The sequence below is a fragment of the Mycobacterium sp. ITM-2016-00317 genome (assembly GCF_002968295.1).
GTDB lineage: Bacteria > Actinomycetota > Actinomycetes > Mycobacteriales > Mycobacteriaceae > Mycobacterium.
The window spans coordinates 2,652,975-2,672,546 of record NZ_CP134399.1; the positions used below are offsets into that span (position 1 = coordinate 2,652,975).

At 68.1% G+C, this 19,572-nt stretch carries 16 protein-coding genes and 3 pseudogenes; 13 read left to right on the top strand and 6 right to left on the bottom strand.

Features of this window, described 5'->3' with window-relative positions:
- Nucleotides 1-47: 47 nt before the first annotated feature.
- Genes C6A87_RS12685 through mptB form a run of 3 tightly spaced genes read right to left on the bottom strand, consistent with a single transcriptional unit; the run spans nucleotide 48 to nucleotide 3,474 of the window.
- Nucleotides 48-827 (bottom strand): ABC transporter permease, encoded by a 780-nt coding sequence (locus C6A87_RS12685; protein WP_311117533.1) that lies wholly within the window; start codon nucleotides 825-827, stop codon nucleotides 48-50.
- A complete protein-coding gene (locus tag C6A87_RS12690) occupies nucleotides 824-1,789 on the bottom strand; it encodes an ABC transporter ATP-binding protein (protein WP_311117534.1) in 966 nt (321 codons plus the stop codon). The genes C6A87_RS12685 and C6A87_RS12690 overlap by 4 nt, the downstream gene beginning before the upstream one ends.
- On the bottom strand, nucleotides 1,786-3,474 hold the full coding sequence (mptB, locus tag C6A87_RS12695; protein ID WP_311117535.1) for a polyprenol phosphomannose-dependent alpha 1,6 mannosyltransferase MptB: 1,689 nt from the start codon (nucleotides 3,472-3,474) through the stop codon (nucleotides 1,786-1,788). Before mptB ends, C6A87_RS12690 begins: the two co-directional genes overlap by 4 nt.
- Before the next feature lie 120 nt (nucleotides 3,475-3,594).
- Here mptB and C6A87_RS12700 point away from each other — a divergent pair, with 120 nt between their 5' ends.
- The 12 genes from C6A87_RS12700 to C6A87_RS12755 all read left to right on the top strand — a co-directional run bounded on the left by C6A87_RS12700 (nucleotide 3,595) and on the right by C6A87_RS12755 (nucleotide 15,188).
- Nucleotides 3,595-4,305, top strand: a complete 711-nt coding sequence (locus tag C6A87_RS12700) for a helix-turn-helix transcriptional regulator (protein WP_396837050.1) — start codon at nucleotides 3,595-3,597, stop codon at nucleotides 4,303-4,305.
- An 87-nt stretch (nucleotides 4,306-4,392) separates the two neighbouring features.
- Nucleotides 4,393-5,832 (top strand): Fe-S cluster assembly protein SufB, encoded by a 1,440-nt coding sequence (sufB, locus tag C6A87_RS12705; protein WP_311117537.1) that lies wholly within the window; start codon nucleotides 4,393-4,395, stop codon nucleotides 5,830-5,832.
- A complete protein-coding gene (sufD, locus tag C6A87_RS12710; protein WP_396837051.1) occupies nucleotides 5,832-7,031 on the top strand; it encodes a Fe-S cluster assembly protein SufD in 1,200 nt (399 codons plus the stop codon). The genes sufB and sufD overlap by 1 nt, the downstream gene beginning before the upstream one ends.
- A gap of 2 nt (nucleotides 7,032-7,033) precedes the next feature.
- A complete protein-coding gene (sufC, locus tag C6A87_RS12715; protein ID WP_311117538.1) occupies nucleotides 7,034-7,804 on the top strand; it encodes a Fe-S cluster assembly ATPase SufC in 771 nt (256 codons plus the stop codon).
- 37 nt (nucleotides 7,805-7,841) lie between these two features.
- The gene (locus C6A87_RS12720) at nucleotides 7,842-9,077 is read left to right on the top strand and encodes a cysteine desulfurase (RefSeq protein ID WP_396837095.1); all 1,236 of its coding nucleotides are present in this window, start codon (nucleotides 7,842-7,844) and stop codon (nucleotides 9,075-9,077) included.
- Nucleotides 9,074-9,550, top strand: coding sequence for a Fe-S cluster assembly sulfur transfer protein SufU (sufU, locus tag C6A87_RS12725; protein ID WP_311117912.1), 477 nt, complete (start codon nucleotides 9,074-9,076; stop codon nucleotides 9,548-9,550). The genes C6A87_RS12720 and sufU overlap by 4 nt, the downstream gene beginning before the upstream one ends.
- A complete protein-coding gene (locus C6A87_RS12730; protein ID WP_311117540.1) occupies nucleotides 9,543-9,920 on the top strand; it encodes a metal-sulfur cluster assembly factor in 378 nt (125 codons plus the stop codon). The genes sufU and C6A87_RS12730 overlap by 8 nt, the downstream gene beginning before the upstream one ends.
- A gap of 391 nt (nucleotides 9,921-10,311) precedes the next feature.
- Nucleotides 10,312-11,877: a glycoside hydrolase family 16 protein gene (locus C6A87_RS12735; RefSeq protein ID WP_311117541.1), complete on the top strand. Its 1,566-nt coding sequence runs from the start codon at nucleotides 10,312-10,314 to the stop codon at nucleotides 11,875-11,877.
- A 68-nt stretch (nucleotides 11,878-11,945) separates the two neighbouring features.
- Complete coding sequence (trxA, locus tag C6A87_RS12740; protein WP_311117542.1) at nucleotides 11,946-12,308, top strand: thioredoxin; 363 nt, start codon at nucleotides 11,946-11,948, stop codon at nucleotides 12,306-12,308.
- Nucleotides 12,305-13,153 (top strand): enoyl-CoA hydratase, encoded by an 849-nt coding sequence (locus C6A87_RS12745; protein ID WP_311117913.1) that lies wholly within the window; start codon nucleotides 12,305-12,307, stop codon nucleotides 13,151-13,153. The genes trxA and C6A87_RS12745 overlap by 4 nt, the downstream gene beginning before the upstream one ends.
- Nucleotides 13,154-13,272: 119 nt before the next feature.
- A complete protein-coding gene (locus tag C6A87_RS12750) occupies nucleotides 13,273-14,901 on the top strand; it encodes an ABC-F family ATP-binding cassette domain-containing protein (RefSeq protein WP_311117543.1) in 1,629 nt (542 codons plus the stop codon).
- 89 nt (nucleotides 14,902-14,990) lie between these two features.
- Complete coding sequence (locus C6A87_RS12755; protein ID WP_311117544.1) at nucleotides 14,991-15,188, top strand: helix-turn-helix domain-containing protein; 198 nt, start codon at nucleotides 14,991-14,993, stop codon at nucleotides 15,186-15,188.
- A 9-nt stretch (nucleotides 15,189-15,197) separates the two neighbouring features.
- Here C6A87_RS12755 and C6A87_RS12760 read toward each other — a convergent pair.
- The 3 pseudogenes from C6A87_RS12760 to C6A87_RS12770 form a co-directional block, all read right to left on the bottom strand.
- A pseudogene (locus C6A87_RS12760) lies at nucleotides 15,198-15,757 on the bottom strand (helix-turn-helix domain-containing protein).
- A gap of 17 nt (nucleotides 15,758-15,774) precedes the next feature.
- Nucleotides 15,775-17,403, bottom strand: a pseudogene (acnA, locus tag C6A87_RS12765) (aconitate hydratase AcnA); the annotation flags it as partial.
- Nucleotides 17,404-17,407: 4 nt separating this feature from the next.
- A pseudogene (locus tag C6A87_RS12770) lies at nucleotides 17,408-18,590 on the bottom strand (aconitase family protein); the annotation flags it as partial.
- 205 nt (nucleotides 18,591-18,795) lie between these two features.
- Between C6A87_RS12770 and C6A87_RS12775 the strand changes: the two are divergent.
- Nucleotides 18,796-19,383 carry a DUF6676 family protein gene (locus C6A87_RS12775; protein ID WP_311117546.1) on the top strand — a complete coding sequence of 196 codons (588 nt, stop codon included), beginning with the start codon at nucleotides 18,796-18,798 and terminating at the stop codon, nucleotides 19,381-19,383.
- The last annotated feature ends 189 nt before the right edge of the window (nucleotides 19,384-19,572 follow it).

A 19,572-nucleotide genomic window follows, 5' to 3' on the forward strand; every position in this document is an offset into this window, starting at 1 on the left:
CTCGTAGTAGGGGCGGGTGACCGGGATCATGATCGCCGCTGAACTGCTCAGGTGAAGCGGAACCAGCGCAGCGCGCACAGCGCCGCGACCAGGCCCCAGACCGCCAGCACGGCAAGGCCCAGCCAGTCCACCGACAGCGTCATCGCCTGGGACAGCGCCTCGGTCAGTGCGCCCGAAGGCGTCAAGCGTGCCACCCATTGCAGGGCTGAGGGCACCATGCCGCCTTCCAGCGTGAGCGCGCCCAGCGCGGCGAAGACGAACCAGAGCAGGTTCGCCACCGCGAGCACGATCTCGGCGCGCAGCGTGCCGCCGAGCAGCAGACCCAGCGCAGCGAAGACCACCGTGCCCAGCGCGATGATCGCCGCGCCGAGCGCCAGGCCCGCCACCGGAGGTCGCCAGCCGAGCGCGAACCCGATGGCGCCGAAAAGGACCGACTGCAGGATGACCACGGTGATCACCGCCAGCGACTTGCCGGCGATGATGCCCCACACCGGCAGCGCGGTCGCGCCGAGCCGCTTCAGCGCCCCGTAGCGGCGGTCGAACGCGACCGCGATCGCCTGGCCGGTGAACGCCGTGGAGATCACCGCGAGCGCCATGATGGCCGGCACGAACGTCCCGGCGCGGTCGGGCCCGAACGATCCCAGCGGCAGCAGGGTCAGCCCGACCAGCAGCGTGATCGGGATGAACATGGTCAGCAGCAGCTGCTCGCCGTTGCGCAGCAGCAGCCGCAGCTCCAGGCTGGACTGGGCGCGCAGCATCTTCGGGATCGGGGCCGGGCGCGGGTCGGGGGTGAAGGTCCCCGGGGCGAACCGGTTGGCGCTGGTCATTTCCGTAGCTCCCGCCCGGTGAGTTCGAGGAAGACGTCTTCCAGGCTGCGCTGCTCGACCCGCATGTCGGTGGCCAGCACGTCCAGCCGCGCGCACCACGCGGTGACGGTGGCCAGCACCTGCGGGTCGATATGGCCCTCGACCAGGTACTCACCCGGCGTGGTCTCGGCCGCCCGGTAGTCCTCGGGCAGCGCGGCGACCAGCAGCGACAGGTCGAGCATCCGCGGAGCCCGGAAGCGCAACTGGTTCTCGGCGCCGCTGCGCATCAGCTCGGCCGGGGTTCCGGTGGCGACCGCCGCGCCGTGGTCGATGATCAGGATCCGGTCGGCCAGTTCCTCGGCCTCGGTGAGCTGGTGGGTGGTCAGCACGACCGTCACCCCGTCGCGGCGCAGCGCGTCGATCAGCTCCCACACCACGATCCGCGCGTGCGCGTCCATGCCGGCGGTCGGTTCGTCGAGAAACACCAGTTCGGGGCGGCCCACCACCGCGCAGGCGAGCGCGAGCCGCTGCTGCTGCCCGCCGGACAGCCGCCGGTAGGTGGTACGCGCCGAATCGGTCAGCCCCAGGGTGTCCAGCAACCACTTCGGGTCCAGCGGGTCAGCGGCGTAGGAGGCGACCAGATCGAGCATCTCGCCGGCCCGCGCCGCCGGATAGGCGCCGCCGCCCTGCAGCATCACCCCGGTGCGCGCGCGCACCTGGGCGTTGTCGGCGACCGGGTCGAGGCCCAGGATCCTGATCGAACCGGAATCAGGCTTCAGGAAGCCCTCGCACATCTCCACGGTCGTGGTCTTGCCCGCGCCGTTCGGCCCCAGCAGCGCGAAGACCTCGGCGGTCTGCACGTCGAGGTCGAGGGAGGCCACGGCGGTCGTCGCCCCGTACTTCTTGCTGACCCCGCGTAACTGGACGGGGGCCGACGAGCGCTCGCGGGAGGAGCCGAGGGCACCGGACGGCGGGGAGGTCACGGGGACTCAGCGTAGGCGTCGGGCTTGGGGCTCGGTGGCGGCGGTGGCGCGGACGGCTCCTCTGCAGGTTCCTCGGCCCGGACCCGCCACGGCAACCGGCGGTAGGTCAACGCCATCAGGACGAGCAGGATCACCGTGCTGGCCACGGTCGCCATCGCGATCTGGAACAGCGTGAACCGGTCGCCGTTGGCGGTCGGGCCGAAGATGCCGACCACCAGCGTGACGGCGATGGCCGCGGCTCGGAAGCGGGGCCGGGTGGCCCAGGTAGCCAGCGGGATGATGGCCCACAGCACGTACCAGGGCTGTACGACGGGGAAGAGGAGCAGGGTGGCGCCGAGCGCGACGCCCAGGCCGCCGACCGGGTGCAGCCGGCCGCGCAACACGGCGAACAGCAGCCACAGCACGATCACCGCGATCAACGTCACACCCATCGCACGGGTCAGTGACAGCACCGCGGTGGTGTGGTCGCCGAGCCCGAGCAGAATCCCGACCTGGCCCGTGCCCAGCGCCAGCAGCGTCGGCGGCGACATCCAGCTGCGCACCACGTTGGCGGTGCCGAGGGTGAACAACCAGCCGAAGCCCAGCCCGCTGGCCCAGCCGATCAGCGCCATCACCGCCAGCGACACCACTCCCAGCGAGGTACTCGCCACCAGGAAGGCCTTGACCGTCCCGCCCCAGCGGTTGGCCAGCGCCATCGCCACGAAACCGAGCGCGAGCAGCGAGGGCAGCTTCACCTGCGAGGACAGCGTGATCAGCACCGCGCCGGCGATCAGCATCGCCAGCGGATACCAGCGGAGCCACTCCTCGCGGCCGTGCGGCCAGGTCAGTGGCCGGGGCATCAGTGGCGTCGCGGCGTCGACTCCGCGCAGCGCCAACTCGGTGCCGGCCAGCATCAGCCCCAGCATCAGCGCCTCGTTGTGGATGCCGGCCACCAGGTGCATGAACAGCAGCGGGTTGGCCGGGCCCAGCCACAGCGCGCTGACCTCGGCGACACCGCAGCGGCGGGCCAGGCGCGGCGTGGCCCAGACGATCATGCCGACGCCCAGCAGTACGACGAGGCGGTGGAAGAGCACGGCCTCGACGATGTTCTCCCCGGTCAGCCACGAGATGCCGCGCCCGATCCACAGGAACAGGGGTCCGTAGGGGGCGGGGGTCTCCCGCCACATACTCGGCACCGACAGCGTGAACACGTGGTCCAGACCCAGCCCCGTGGCAGGGCCGACCTCGTAGGGGTCGTTGCCCTGCAGGGAGATCTCGCTCTGCGCCAGGTAGGAGTAGACGTCCTTGCTGTACATCGGCGGCGCGAGCAGCAGCGGCAACGCCCACAGCATCAGCGTGCGGTCGAGTTGGCTGCGCGTCATCTTGCGCGGACCGAGCGCGAAACGGCCGAGCATCAGCCAGGCCAGCGTCATCATCACCGCGCCGGTGGTGGTCATGGTCAACGACACCGTCTGGATCCGTGACGGCAGGTTGAGCAGCCGGACGCCGAACGTGGGGTCCTGCACCACCGGCCGCGCTCCCGCACCGAGCGCGCCGATGGCCATCAGCACGGTGCCGGTGGCGCCGAAGAGTCGGGTGCGCCGCATCGCGACGAACTCGGCGGCGTTCAGTGGGGTGCCGACGGTCCGTTCGTCGCCGTGCAATCGCGCGATCGACGAGCTGAGAGAGTGTCGGCGGGCTGCCACGATGGCAGCGTAGCGGGCGAATATTCCCCGGCGGCCGGGGCGACGGCTGTGAGAAACGCGACGGTCCGGCTAAGGGTGCCCTTGGTGGACCAGGTCAGGGAATTGGGTCACACTGGTGTTGTGAAAATCCGTCCGCAGAGTTCGGAGGCGCCTGTCTCGGCGTCCCCGCATGCTGCCGACGGTCACACCAGGGGAGCGATCATCCAGCTGCTGCTCGAGTCGGGCCCGATCACCGCGAGCCGGATCGGAGAGCAGTTGGGATTGTCGGCGGCGGGTGTGCGCAGACATCTTGACGCGCTGATCGACGCCGGTGAGGCACAGGCCAACGCCGCGGCCGCCTGGCAGCACGCGGGCCGGGGCAGACCGGCCAAGCGTTACCAGCTCACCGCAGCCGGCCGGGCCAAACTGGAGCACACCTACGACGATCTCGCCTCGGCGGCCATGCGCCAGCTCCGGGAGATCGGCGGGGACGACGCGGTGCGCACGTTCGCGCGTCGCCGCATCGACACGATCCTGGCCGGGGTGGACCCGGTCGGCGAGGCGGCCTCCGACGGTGACATCGAGGCCGCGGCCGACGGGATCGCCGAGGCGTTCAGCAGCGCCGGGTATGCGACCACCACCGCCAGGGTGGGCGGTCCGCTGCGCGGCGTGCAGATCTGTCAGCATCATTGCCCGGTCTCGCACGTCGCCGAGCAGTTCCCCGAGTTGTGTGAGGCCGAACAGCAGGCGATGTCCGAGGTGCTGGGCACACACGTGCAACGGCTCGCGACCATCGTCAACGGCGACTGTGCCTGTACCACCCACGTGCCGCTGGTACCGGCCGAGCGCTGAGCTACGGACAACACGAATCTGGACAACACGAATCTTCGGCACACAGCCCGCGCCGAAGCCACCACAGAGCAAAAGGAGTGTGTCGCAATGACACTCACACCGGAGGTCAAGCCGGAGACGCTGACCCAGGAAGAGGCCATCGCCTCGCTGGGCAAGTACGGCTACGGCTGGGCCGACTCCGACGTCGCGGGCGCCAGCGCGCAGCGCGGGCTGTCCGAAGCGGTGGTCCGCGACATCTCGGCGAAGAAGAGCGAGCCCGAGTGGATGCTCGACGTCCGCCTCAAGGCGCTGCGCACCTTCGACAAGAAGCCGATGCCGAACTGGGGCTCCGACCTCGACGGCATCGACTTCGACAACATCAAGTACTTCGTGCGCTCCAGCGAGAAGCAGGCCGCCACCTGGGACGACCTGCCCGCCGACATCAAGAACACCTACGACAAGCTGGGTATCCCGGAAGCCGAGAAGCAGCGCCTGGTCTCCGGTGTCGCCGCCCAGTACGAGTCCGAGGTCGTCTACCACTCGATCCGCGAAGACCTTGAGGCGCAGGGCGTCATCTTCCTCGACACCGACACCGCGCTCAAAGAGCATCCGGAACTGTTCAAGCAGTACTTCGGCACCGTGATCCCGGCCGGGGACAACAAGTTCTCCGCGCTCAACACCGCGGTGTGGTCGGGTGGCTCGTTCATCTACGTCCCCAAGGGCGTGCACGTGGACATCCCGCTGCAGGCCTACTTCCGGATCAACACCGAGAACATGGGCCAGTTCGAGCGGACGCTGATCATCGTCGACGAGGACGCCTACGTGCATTACGTCGAGGGTTGTACCGCGCCGATCTACAAGAGCGACTCGCTGCACAGCGCCGTCGTGGAGATCATCGTCAAGCCCGGTGGCCGCTGCCGCTACACGACCATCCAGAACTGGTCGAACAACGTCTTCAACCTGGTGACCAAGCGGGCGCGGGCCGAGGCCGGCGCCACCATGGAGTGGGTCGACGGCAACATCGGCTCCAAGGTCACGATGAAGTACCCGGCCGTGTGGATGACCGGTGAGCACGCCAAGGGCGAGGTGCTCTCGGTGGCGTTCGCCGGCGAGGGCCAGCATCAGGACACCGGTGCCAAGATGCTGCACCTGGCGCCCAACACCTCGAGCAACATCGTGTCCAAGTCGGTGGCCCGCGGCGGCGGCCGCGCGTCCTACCGTGGCCTGGTCCAGGTCAACAAGGGTGCGCACGGCTCCCGCTCGAGCGTGAAATGCGATGCGCTGCTGGTGGACTCCATCAGCCGCTCCGACACCTACCCGTATGTCGACATCCGCGAGGACGACGTCACGATGGGTCACGAGGCCACGGTGTCCAAGGTCAGCGAGGATCAGATGTTCTATCTGATGAGCCGCGGCCTGACCGAGGACGAGGCCATGGCCATGGTGGTGCGCGGCTTCGTCGAGCCGATCGCCAAGGAGCTCCCGATGGAGTACGCGCTGGAGCTCAACCGGCTGATCGAGCTGCAGATGGAAGGGGCCGTGGGTTAGTGAGCAACGATCTGACCACCGCGGTCGAGGGTGCCAAGAAGACAGGCTCGTTACTGAACCTGAACAAGGGTGAGCTGTTCTCCTCGTTCGACGTCAACGCGTTCGAGGTCCCCGGCGGCCGAGACGAGCTGTGGCGGTTCACCCCGCTCAAGCGGCTGCGCGGGCTGCACGACGGCTCGGCCGTCGCGACCGGCAAGGCGGACATCACCGTCACCGAACGTCCGGGCGTCACGGTCGAGACCGTGGCCCGCGGCGACGCGCGTCTCGGGCAGGCCGGTGTGCCGTCCGATCGGGTTGCCGCGCAGGCGTTCTCGGCGTTCGAGTCGGCGACCATCGTGACCGTCGCGCGCGACACCGAGGTGGTCGAGCCGATCGAGATCGTCGTCACCGGACCCGGCGAGGACGCGGTCGCCTACGGCCACCTGCAGATCCGGGTCGAGGAACTGTCCCGGGCCATCGTGGTCGTCGACCTCCGCGGCAGCGGTGTCTACGCCGACAACGTCGAGATCATCGTCGGCGACTCGGCCGGCCTCGGTGTCATCTGGATCGCCGACTGGGCCGACGACACCGTCCACGTCAGCGCCCACCACGCCCGGCTGGGCAAGGACGCCGTGCTCGGGCACGTCAACGTGACCCTGGGCGGCGACGTGGTGCGCACCACCGCCACCGTGCGCTACGACGGGCCCGGCGGAGACGCCAAGATGCTCGGCACCTACTTCGCCGACGACGGACAGCACTTCGAATCGCGCCTGCTGGTCGACCATTCGCAGCCCAACTGCAAGTCCGACGTGCTGTACAAGGGTGCGCTGCAAGGTGATCCGGACTCGAAGAAGCCCGACGCGCACACGGTGTGGATCGGTGACGTGCTGATCCGCGCCGAGGCCACCGGCACCGACACCTTCGAGGTGAACCGCAACCTGGTGCTCACCGACGGCGCCCGCGCGGACTCGGTGCCCAACCTCGAGATCGAGACCGGCGAGATCGTCGGAGCCGGGCACGCCAGTGCCACCGGACGTTTCGACGACGAGCAACTGTTCTACCTACGGGCCCGGGGCATCCCCGAGGCCCAGGCGCGTCGCCTGGTGGTGCGCGGCTTCTTCAACGAGATCATCGCGAAGATCGCCGTCCCCGCCGTGCGTGAGCGCCTGACCGAAGCCATCGAACGAGAACTAGCAATCACGGAATCGAGAACCTCCTAGCCATGACCACACTGGAAATCAAGGACCTGCACGCCTCGGTCTTCACCCCCGAGGGCGACGAGGTGCCGATCCTCAAAGGCGTGAACCTGACCGTCAACTCGGGTGAGACGCACGCCGTGATGGGCCCGAACGGGTCGGGCAAGTCGACGCTGTCCTACGCGATCGCCGGCCACCCCAAGTACACCGTCACCTCCGGATCGATCACCCTCGACGGTGCGGACGTGCTGGAGATGAGCATCGACGAGCGAGCGCGCGCCGGGCTCTTCCTGGCCATGCAGTACCCGGTCGAGGTGCCGGGCGTGTCGATGTCGAACTTCCTGCGGACCGCGGCGACCGCGGTGCGCGGCGAGGCGCCGAAGCTGCGCCACTGGGTCAAAGAGGTCAAGTCCGCGATGGGCGATCTCGACATCGACCCGGCGTTCGGCGAGCGCAGCGTCAACGAGGGCTTCTCCGGCGGCGAGAAGAAGCGCCACGAGATCCTGCAGCTGGGTCTGCTCAAGCCCAAGATCGCGATCCTCGACGAGACCGACTCCGGTCTGGACGTCGACGCGCTGCGTGTCGTCAGCGAAGGCGTGAACCGGTTCAAGGACGCCGAGAACGCCGGTGTCCTGCTGATCACGCACTACACCCGCATCCTGCGCTACATCCAGCCGCAGTTCGTGCACGTGTTCTACCAGGGCCGGATCATCGAGTCGGGTGGGCCCGAGCTCGCCGATCAGCTCGAAGAGAACGGCTACGAGCGCTTCACCCAGGCTGCCGCTGCAGGGGCCTGACGTGACGACGTCGGCACAGGCGCTCGACGCCGCCGAGGTGGCCAGGGTCAGGGCGGACTTCCCGATCCTGAGCCGGGTGATGCGGGGCGGGAACCGGTTGGCGTACCTCGACTCCGGGGCGACGTCGCAGAAGCCGCTTGCCGTGCTCGACGCCGAGCGTGACTTCCTGCTCACCTCCAACGGTGCGGTCCATCGCGGCGCGCACCAGTTGATGGAGGAGTCCACCGACGCGTACGAGCAGGGCCGCGAGGACATCGCCGCGTTCGTGGGCGCCGACTCCGACGAGCTGGTGTTCACCAAGAACGCCACCGAGGCGATCAACCTGGTGGCGTACGCGCTGGGAGACAAGCGGTTCGAGCACGCGGTCGGGCCGGGCGACGTCATCGTCACCACCGAGTTGGAGCACCACGCCAACCTGGTGCCGTGGCAGGAGCTGGCGCAGCGCACCGGGGCGACGTTGAAGTGGTTCGGCGTCACCGACGACGGGCGCATCGACCTCGACTCGCTGGAACTCGACGCCAACGTCAAAGTCATCGCGTTCAGCCACCATTCGAATGTGACCGGCGCGGTCGCCCCGGTGGCGGAGCTGGTCGCGCGGGCCAGGGCGGTCGGTGCGCTCGTAATGCTCGACGCCTGCCAGTCGGTACCGCACCAGCCGGTCGACTTCCACGCGCTGGACGTCGACTTTGCGGCGTTCTCCGGGCACAAGATGCTGGGACCCACCGGTATCGGCGTGCTCTACGGCCGGCGTGAACTGCTCGACGCGATGCCGCCGTTCTTGACCGGCGGTTCGATGATCGAGACGGTCACGATGGAAACCACCACCTATGCCCCCGCACCGCAGCGGTTCGAGGCGGGCACCCCGATGACCTCACAGGTGGTCGGGCTCGCCGCGGCCGCACGGTATCTGGATGCGCTGGGCATGCCCGCCGTGGAAGAACACGAGCGGGAACTGGTGGCCGCGGCGCTGGCCGGGCTCGGCGGGATCGACGGTGTCCGCATCATCGGACCGGCCACGATGGACGGGCGCGGGTCGCCGGTGTCGTTCGTGGTCGACGGTGTGCACGCACACGACGTCGGGCAGGTGCTCGACGACGACGGCGTCGCGGTGCGCGTCGGTCACCACTGCGCGTGGCCCCTGCACCGCCGGTTCGGCATCGCCGCGACCGCGCGCGCATCCTTCGCGGTGTACAACACCGTCGAGGAGGTGGACCGGCTGGTGGCCGGCGTGCGCAGGGCCGTCGAGTTCTTCGACCCGGCGGGCAGGAACTGACGGTGCGTCTGGAGCAGATCTACCAGGAAGTGATCCTGGATCACTACAAGCATCCGCACCACCGCGGTCTGCGGGAGCCGTTCGCCGCCGAGGTGCAGCACGTGAACCCCACCTGTGGGGACGAGGTGACGCTGCGGGTGGCGCTGTCCGAGGACGGCGAGACCGTCACCGACGTCTCGTACGACGGTCAGGGATGTTCGATCAGCCAGGCGTCGACGTCGGTGCTCACCGACCAGGTGATCGGGCAGACGGTCGGGGATGCGCTCAAGACGGTGGCGGCGTTCTCCGAGATGGTGTCGTCGCGCGGCAAGGTGGACGGCGACGAGGACGTGATCGGTGACGGCATCGCCTTCGCCGGCGTCGCGAAGTACCCGGCGCGCGTGAAGTGCGCGCTGCTGGGCTGGACGGCTTTCAAAGCGGCAGTGGCGCAGGCCTACGGGCCCGAGAATTCCGAGGAGATTTCACATGACTGACACGGCACCCGCGGGCGGAGCGAGCCCCGAATCGGTGGAGCCCAACGGCGAGCTGCTCGCCGAGCTGGAGGAGGCGATGCGTGACGTCGTCGACCCGGAGCTGGGCATCAACGTCGTCGACCTCGGCCTGGTCTACGGCATCAACCTGGAGAAGAGCGAGGCGGGCCCGGTCGCGCTGATCGACATGACGCTGACCTCGGCCGCCTGCCCGCTGACCGACGTGATCGAAGACCAGTCCCGCACGGCGCTGGTCGGCGCCGGTCTGGTCGACGAGATCAAGATCAACTGGGTGTGGAATCCGCCGTGGGGGCCGGACAAGATCACCGAGGACGGCCGCGAACAACTGCGGGCGCTCGGCTTCACCGTCTGACCGTCTCACTCTCCGTACGCCTGCCCGGGCTTGCCCGCTCGGAGTAGGCAAATTCGACGTGGCAGCCCGGCGCGTTCGTGCGCGTCGGGAAACGCCATTCCGCGGGCGGCATGTTGCCCGCCCGACCCCGGCTGACGCATGCGCTGGCAAATTCATCAGCGTGCGCCGCAGCCACCTTCCCGGATCTCTGCGTGACTTCTGCCCGCACGTGATTTCGGTCGAAAACACGCGCGCCCGTTGATGGTTCGCTAACGTTTGCTCCGCACACCGCGATAGCTGGGAGGAGCCTGCTAAGGCTGTTCCTTGGGAGATCTCCGCTAAGCAATTGCATTAGCTCTCCTGCCTGCGCGGATCGCTGCTCCACCATCGCGCCACGAGAACGGATGTCGCAATGAGCAACGGCCGCCGCACCGGATCGCGGACACGCGTCCGCAAACACTGGCTGGCCGGCGGGGTGATGGCGGCCGGCCTCGGCGCGGCGATGATCACCGGTGCTGCGACGGCGTCGGCCGGTGCGGACACCGACACCGCGCCGAGCACGTCGGCGACGGCGGCGGCCGAGGGCCCCGGGAGTAGCGGTGCCGCGACCGACGACACGGCTCCCGGCGACACCAGCGAGGACAGCACGGACGGCGCCGCCGACGTCGAGGACGACGTTGAGGACGACGTTGAGGACGACGTTGAGGACGAGGCGGAAGACGCTGCCGCAGACGAGGACACCGACGGCGGCGCAGACGACGACGCGGCGGAGCAGCTCGACGAGGACCCGGTCGACGAGGCACCCGCCGACCCTGCCGACCAGGATCTGCACGACGGCACCGGAACCGGGGCTGCGACACCGGACGAGGCGCCGAGAGCAGACGCGACCGACGAGGCCCGCCGGGACCGCGCTGTTGGCCGGGTGACGCCCATGCCGGCGGAGTCCGCCGAACCCGTCGTCGAAGCCGTCACGCTGCGCACCACCGCCGCCGTCGAGGTGGATCCGGTACTGGTCGCCGCGGCGACGAGCACCGAGGTGACGTGGGGCTCGATGATCGTCGACTTGCTGTACTCCATCGGCATCCGCAGCAAGAAGATGGGCACCGACTGGCTCGCCATCCCGGTGTCGAAGACCGCGCAGGCCCGCTGGCTGGTCCGGCGGTCGCTGATCTACCGCAACGTGGTGATCCCGCAGCCGAACCCGCCGTCGCACCCGAAGCCCTTGTGGGAGACCAACTTCTCCAGCATGGACGAGGCTCTGCGGTACTGGGGGCTGCAGACGGGGCGGTGGGGACAGTCGGCAGGGGAGAACCAGTACTACACCGACGGCGACAACGTCTACATCGACGCGGACGGGAACCTCGTCATCGAGGCGCGCAGAGAGGCCACCCCGGACCGGCTCGGCGCACCGCACAACTACACCTCGGCGCGCGTGGTGACGATGGGCAAGCAGTCCATCGGGGTGGGAACCCGCGTGGTGGCGCGCATCCAGATGCCCGTCACCAAAGGGGTGCTGCCGGCGTTCTGGTCGGTCGGACTCGAACCCGGCCACGAATACGACTGGCCGCGCCAGGGCGAGATCGACATCGTCGAGATCCCCGGCATGGGCACCCCGGATTCACGCAGCACCTGGACCGGCAACATCCACGGCCCGGCCGCGGGCAACAACGGCATCGACGTCAAGCTGCACGGCGTGGACGCCGACCTCGGGGTGGATCTGTCGCAGGGCTTCCACGACTACGGGATGGACTGGCACGCCGACCGCATCGTCTGGCATGTCGACGGCGTCGAGGTGGGCCGGATCACCAAGGTGCAGTACGAGGCGCTCGGCGGGGACTGGACCCCGTTCTCGGGTGTCTGGGACCACTACCTCATCCTCAACGTCGCCGTGGGCAACCCGTGGACCGGGGACCCGAGCCCCACCGCCCCGTTCCACGCGCAGATGAAGGTGGACTGGGTGAAGGCCTACGCTTTGTAGAGGCACTGCGTCACCAGCGGCACCGACGTGGCAGGAACACACCATTCGACAGGAACGTTGAGGTAACCGTGGCTACTCAAGACATCACCGCAGAAGAGTTCAACGACACCATCACCGACAACGAGATCGTCCTGGTGGATTTCTGGGCCTCGTGGTGCGGACCGTGCAAGGCGTTCGCCCCGACGTTCGCGGCATCGTCGGAGAAGCATCCCGACGTCGTCTACGCGAAGGTCGACACCGAGGCCGAGCAGCAGCTCGCCGCGGCGGCCGACATCCGCTCCATCCCGACGCTGATGGCGTTCAAGAAGGGCAAGCTGGTGTTCAACCAGGCAGGCGCGCTGCCGCCGGCCGCGCTGGAGGACCTGGTCCAGAAGATCAAAGAATTCGACATCGACGCCGCCGTCGCCTCGCAGGACAACGCTCAGGACTGAGCACCCGCGTTAGTGTGCTTGCCGTGACCGATGGTGACGGCTTCGTGCTGGTGGAACATCCGCGACCCGGCGTCGCCCTGGTGACGCTGAACCGTCCCGAGCGAATGAACTCGATGGCGTTCGACGTGATGGTTCCGCTCAAGAGCGCACTGGACCAGATCAACCACGACAACGACGTTCGCGTCGTGGTGCTGACCGGAGCGGGCGCCGGGTTCTCCTCCGGGGCGGACCACAAGTCGGCGGGATCGGTGCCGCACGTGGAAGGGCTGACCCGGCCGTCGTTCGGCCTCCGGTCGATGGAGGTGCTCGATGACGTCATCCTGGCGCTGCGCAAGCTGCATCAGCCGGTCATCGCAGCGGTCAACGGCGCCGCGATCGGCGGCGGCCTGTGTCTGGCGCTGGCCGCCGACATCCGGGTGGCCGCAGCCGATGCGTACTTCCGGGCCGCGGGCATCAACAACGGGCTGACGGCCAGCGAGCTGGGGCTGAGCTACCTGCTGCCGCGCGCCATCGGCTCCTCGCGGGCGTTCGAGATCATGCTCACCGGCCGCGACGTCGACGCCGACGAGGCCGAGCGCATCGGTCTGGTGTCCAGGCAGGTCCCGTCCGCCGAACTCCTGTCCACCTGCTACGACATCGCCGAGCGCATCGCGGGGTACTCGCGGCCGGGCGTCGAGCTGACCAAGCGCACGCTGTGGAGCGGGCTGGACGCCGGGTCGCTGGAGGCCCACATGCAGGCCGAGGGGCTCGGCCAGCTCTACATCCGGTTGCTGACGAGCAATTTCGAGGAGGCGGTGGCGGCCCGCAAGGACAAGCGTCCGCCGCACTTCACCGACGACCGGTAGCAGGGGCCTGTGGTTAACGATTGGCCTCAGGCCAGCCGGAGCCATTAGCCTTTAACCAGTCATCCACGGCATGGGTTGCGGTGCAGCCCGTCATGCCTATCAGTTTCAGGAGCATCAGCGTGATCACCGCCACGGACCTCGAGGTCCGCGCAGGAGCGCGCACGCTTCTCTCGATCGAAGGGTCGGCGCTGCGGGTGCAGCCCGGCGACCGCATCGGCCTGGTCGGCCGCAACGGCGCGGGCAAGACGACGACGATGCGCATCCTCGCGGGGGAGGGTGAGCCGTACGCCGGGACGGTGACCCGCACCGGAGAGGTCGGCTACCTGCCGCAGGACCCCAAAGAGGGCGACCTCGACATGCTGGCCCGCGACCGGGTGCTCTCGGCGCGCGGCCTGGACACCCTGCTGTCGGATCTGGAGAAACAGCAGGCGTTGATGGCCGAGGTCGCCGACGACGCCGCACGCGACAAGGCCGTCCGCCGCTACGGCCAGCTGGAGGAGCGGTTCGCCGCGCTCGGCGGATACGCCGCCGAGAGCGAGGCAGGCCGGATCTGCGCGAGCCTCGGCCTGCCCGACCGGGTGCTCACCCAGCCGTTGCGCACGCTGTCCGGTGGTCAGCGCCGTCGGGTCGAGCTGGCCCGGATCCTGTTCGCGGCGTCGGACACCGGCTCGGGATCAGACACCACGCTCCTGCTCGACGAGCCCACCAACCACCTCGACGCCGACTCGATCGGCTGGCTGCGCACCTTCCTGCAGAACCACAGCGGCGGGCTCGTCGTGATCAGTCACGACGTCGACCTGCTGGCCGACGTGGTGAACCGGGTGTGGTTCCTCGACGCGGTCCGCGGCGAAGCCGACGTCTACAACATGGGCTGGCAGAAGTACCTCGACGCCCGCGCCACCGACGAGCAGCGGCGCCGCCGCGAGCGCGCGAACGCGGAGAAGAAGGCAGGCGCGCTCCGGGCGCAGGCCGCCAAGATGGGCGCGAAGGCCACCAAAGCTGTTGCCGCGCAGAACATGTTGCGCCGTGCCGAGCGGATGATCGCCGAGCTCGACGCGGAGCGGGTGGCCGACAAGGTGGCCCGCATCAAGTTCCCGACGCCCGCACCGTGCGGCAAGACCCCGCTGGTCGCCAAGGGTCTGACCAAGACGTACGGCTCGCTGGAGATCTTCAGCGGGCTGGACCTGGCCATCGACCGCGGTTCCCGCGTCGTCGTGCTCGGGCTCAACGGCGCGGGCAAGACCACGCTGCTGCGCCTGCTGGCCGGGGTGGAGACCCCTGACGCCGGTGGACTCGAACCCGGACACGGACTCAAGATCGGCTACTTCGCCCAGGAGCACGACACTCTCGACAACATGCGAACCGTCTGGGAGAACATCCGGTCCGCCGCTCCCGACACCGGAGAGCAGGATCTCCGCGGCCTCCTGGGGGCGTTCATGTTCACCGGTCCGCAGCTCGAACAGCCCGCGGGCACACTGTCCGGCGGCGAGAAGACCCGGCTCGCGCTCGCCGGGCTCGTCGCGTCCACGGCGAACGTGCTGCTGCTCGACGAGCCGACGAACAACCTCGACCCCGCATCGCGGGAACAGGTACTCGACGCACTGCGCAGCTATCAGGGCTCGGTGGTGTTGGTGACCCACGATCCCGGGGCCGCCGAGGCGCTCAATCCGCAGCGGGTGCTGTTGCTGCCCGACGGCACCGAGGATTTCTGGTCCGAGGAGTATCGCGATCTGATCGAATTGGCCTGAGAATTCACGTTTCCCCTGTGTCAAGGGTCACGCCGTTGGGTATGCGGTCGCTACATCCGTGCGGCACTGCATGCGGGGAAGGCGCGAACGTGAATAAAAACGGCAAATCGAGAGATCAGCTGATGACCGAGTTGCGCAGCGCCTATGAGCGCGGCGCCAGTATCCGAACGCTGGTGGCCGCCACCGGCCATTCCTACGGCTCCATCCACAGCCTGCTGCGCGAATCGGGGGCGACGATGCGCAGCCGCGGCGGCCCGAACCACCGCGGCCGGCGGGCGGCCGGCTGACCGGGCGGCCTACCGTAGGCGGACCGAATCCTCCACCAAATCCAGTACGGCACTGAGCTTTCCGGGGTCGTCGCCGGATGCCAGCCGGGCCACCAGCCCGTCGAGCACCAGCTCCAGATAGGTACGCAGCACGTCGCCTTCGACGTCATCGCGCAGCCGGCCTGTTTCTGGCGCCTGAGCCGCTCGGTGGTGGCCGCCGACAATTCGGCGGACCGCTCCGCCCAGCCCCGGCTGAAGGTCGGGTCGTTCCGCAGTTTGCGGGCGATCTCCAGCCGGGTTGCCAGCCAGTCGAATTGGTCTGGCGCGGCGAGCATGTCGCGCATCACCTGGATCAGGCCCTCGCGCGCCGCGACGTCGGCCATCCGTTCGGCGTCCTCGCGGGCGAGTTCGAAGAACAGCGTGTCCTTGTCGCGGAAATGGTGGAAGATGGCGCCGCGCGACAGCCCGATCGTCTGTTCGAGCCGTCGCACGGTCGCCTCGTTGTATCCGTACTCCGCGAAGCAGCGCCGGGCACCGTCGAGGATCTGGCGGCGGCGGGCCGCCAGATGATCGTCGGTTACCCGGGGCACAGTGAGATCAGCCCGCCCTACGTGGTCTTGAGCATGTTGCGCAACACGTACTGCAGGATGCCGCCGTTGCGGTAGTAGTCCGCTTCGCCGGGGGTGTCGATCCGCACGACCGCGTCGAACTCGATCGGGTCGCTTCCCTCCTTGGTGGCCTTCACGTGCACCGTCTTCGGGGTCTTGCCCTCGTTGAGCGCCTCGATGCCGGTGATGTCGAACGTCTCCGTGCCGTCGAGCTTCAGCGACGCCGCCGACTCACCCTCGGGGAACTGCAGCGGGATGACGCCCATGCCGATCAGGTTCGACCGGTGGATCCGCTCGAAGGACTCGGTGATGACTGCACGAACACCGAGCAGGCTGGTGCCCTTGGCGGCCCAGTCGCGCGATGAACCCGACCCGTACTCCTTGCCGCCGAGCACGACCAGCGGGACGCCCTGCTTCGCGTAGTTCTGCGCGGCGTCGTAGATGAACGCCTGCGGGGCGTCATCCTGGGTGAAGTCGCGCGTGTAGCCGCCGGACACGTCGTCGAGCAGCTGGTTCTTGAGCCGGATGTTGGCGAAGGTGCCCCGGATCATCACCTCGTGGTTGCCGCGGCGCGATCCGTAGGAGTTGTAGTCCTTCTTCTCCACACCGTGCTCGTCCAGGTACTGCGCGGCCGGGGTGCCCGGCTTGATGCTGCCTGCGGGGGAGATGTGGTCGGTGGTGACCGAATCGCCCAGCAGTGCCAACACCCGCGCGCCGGTGATGTCGGTGACCGGCTGCGGCTCGGCGGGCATCCCGTCGAAGTACGGAGGCTTGCGCACGTAGGTCGAGTCCTCGGCCCACTCGAATGTGTCTCCGCTGGGGGTGGGCAGGTTGCGCCACCGGTCGTCGCCCTTGAAGACGTCGGCGTAGTTCTTCTTGAACATCTCGGTGTTGATCGCCGACGCGATGGTGTCGTCGATGTCCTTCTGCGACGGCCAGATGTCCTTGAGGAACACCTTGTTGCCGTTCTCGTCGGTGCCCAGGCAGTCGTTCTCGAAGTCGAAGTCCATGCTGCCGGCCAGCGCGTAGGCGATCACCAGCGGCGGCGACGCCAGGTAGTTCATCTTCACGTCCGGGTTGATCCGGCCCTCGAAGTTGCGGTTACCGGAGAGCACCGCGGTCACCGACAGGTCGTTGTCGTTGATCGCCTTGCTGATCTCCTCGGGCAGCGGGCCGCTGTTGCCGATGCAGGTCGTGCAGCCGTAGCCCACCAGGTAGAAGCCCAGCTTCTCCAGGTACGGCCACAGGCCCGCCTTGTCGTAGTAGTCGGTGACGACCTGGGATCCGGGCGCCATGGTCGTCTTGACCCACGGCTTGCTGGTCAGGCCCTTCTCGACGGCGTTCTTGGCCAGCAGTGCCGCACCGATCATCACCTCCGGGTTCGAGGTGTTGGTGCACGAGGTGATCGCGGCGATCACCACGGCGCCGTGGTCGATGACGAACTCTCCGCGCTCGTCGGACTTCACGGTGACCGGGTTGGTGGGCGGCCCTCGGCACCGTTGGCGGCCGACACCACGTCCACCGAGTCCTCGTCGGCGAAGGACAGCGCAACCGGATCGCTGCCCGGGAACGTCTCGTCGACGGCCTCGTCGACGTTCGAGTGCGGCGCGGCATTGCCGTTCTCGACGTAGTTGTGAATGTCCTTGCGGAAGGCGGACTTTGCGTCGTCGAGGGCGATGCGGTCCTGCGGGCGCTTCGGCCCGGCGATCGAGGGCACCACGTCGGAGAGGTCCAGCTCGATGTACTCGGAGAACTTGGGTTCGCGGCTCGGGTCGTGCCACATGCCCTGTTCCTTGGCGTACGCCTCGACGAGGGCGAGCTGCTCGTCGCTGCGGCCGGTCATCCGCAGGTAATCGATGGTCACCTCGTCGATCGGGAAGATCGCTGCGGTGGAACCGAACTCGGGGCTCATGTTGCCCAGGGTGGCGCGGTTGGCCAGCGGCACCTCCGCCACGCCTTCGCCGTAGAACTCGACGAACTTGCCGACGACGCCGTGCTTGCGCAGCATCTCGGTGACGGTGAGCACGACGTCGGTCGCGGTGACGCCCGGGCGGCGCTCGCCGCTGAGCTTGAAGCCGACGACGCGGGGGATGAGCATCGACACGGGCTGGCCCAACATGGCCGCCTCGGCCTCGATGCCGCCGACGCCCCAGCCGAGTACGCCGAGGCCGTTCTCCATGGTGGTGTGGCTGTCGGTGCCCACACAGGTGTCGGGGTAGGCAACCCCGTCCCGTTCCATCACGACGCTGGCCAGGTATTCGATGTTGACCTGGTGCACGATGCCGGTGCCGGGCGGGACGACCTTGAAGTCGTCGAACGCGCCCTGGCCCCAGCGCAGGAACTGGTAGCGCTCGCCGTTGCGCTCGTACTCGATCTCGACGTTGCGCTCGAAGGCGTTGGCGGTGCCGAACAGATCGGCGATCACGGAGTGGTCGATGACCAGGTCGGCAGGAGCCAGCGGGTTGACCTTCTGCGGGTCGCCGCCGAGGTCGCCGACGGCCTCGCGCATGGTGGCCAGGTCGACGATGCACGGCACGCCGGTGAAGTCCTGCATGATCACCCGGGCCGGGGTGAACTGGATCTCGATGCTCGGATCGGCCTCGGGATCCCAGTTGGCGATGGCCTCGACGTGTTCCTTGGTGATGTTCGCGCCGTCCTCGGTGCGAAGCAGGTTCTCGGCCAGCACCTTGAGGCTGTAGGGAAGTTTGTCGGTACCGGGGACCGCGTCGAGGCGGTAGATCTCGTAGCTGTTGTCTCCGACCTTCAGCGTGTCCTTCGCCCCGAACGAGTTCAGGGATGAATTCTTGCTGCTCACATCAACTCCCGGATTCAGATCATGGCCGCGACGGGCTGTGTCGGCGCCTTTGTCACCCTAACAGTACGCTTGTCCTGTAAGTAACCCCAGGTCGGTGCCGGGGCCTCGTCACCGGGTCGGCGTGCTGTCACCTGTGCCGGGTACCCAGAATGTCGCGTCCGTGTCGTGGCGGCCGGGTGTGCGCCGTCGGCTAGCCTGCTTGCCTGTGACCGGACCGCTTTTCGTGCCGTTCCTGCCGACCTACATCCCGCCGGAGCTGTGCCTGACCGTGGGCATCGACCCGGCGGCGCCAGGCGCGCCCGACGTGTGCATGGACGTCGTGCGGGACGACGTCGCTGCGACGGGTGTCAGCGCCCGGGGTCTGGACCCCGAAGCGGTGGCGCAACTGGAGCAGGTCGTCGAGGACGCCGAGAGTCAGGGCATCGATCTCAAGATCGTGGTGGTCGATGCGAACCCGCCGATCCACACGCCGCTGCGCGACGTCGCCACCGAGATCGGCGCCGACAACCCGGGCGCGACGGTGCTGGCGCTGAGCCCGAGCTTCGCCGGCACCTACAGTCCGGAGTTCGACCGGGTGACCCTGGAGGCCGGCGAGGATCTGGCCAAGACGGGGGATCCGGTGCTGTCGTCGAAGAATTTCGTGGGCGAGTTGACGGCCCCGCACTTTCCGTGGACGCCATTCACCATTGTCGTTGTTTCCGCAGTCGCTCTCGCCGTCGTCGCGACCCGCCTGCTGCAGAAATGGGGCAAACGCGATGCGTCTGCCGATAGTGCCTCCACCAGCTCTGACTGACGCACGCAGCTACGTCTGCAAATTCAAAGATCACCATTTGATAACACCGATTGCAATTACATTGTTGTAATTTGTGGCTAAAGTTTCTTTGGCGTCAGAAGTGACGTACGGTGCAATCGGTGCCTGTTGTTGCGGTTGTTCCTGATGTGACTTCTGAGCTTGGGCGCCCGGCCCTGTGCCGACACCTAT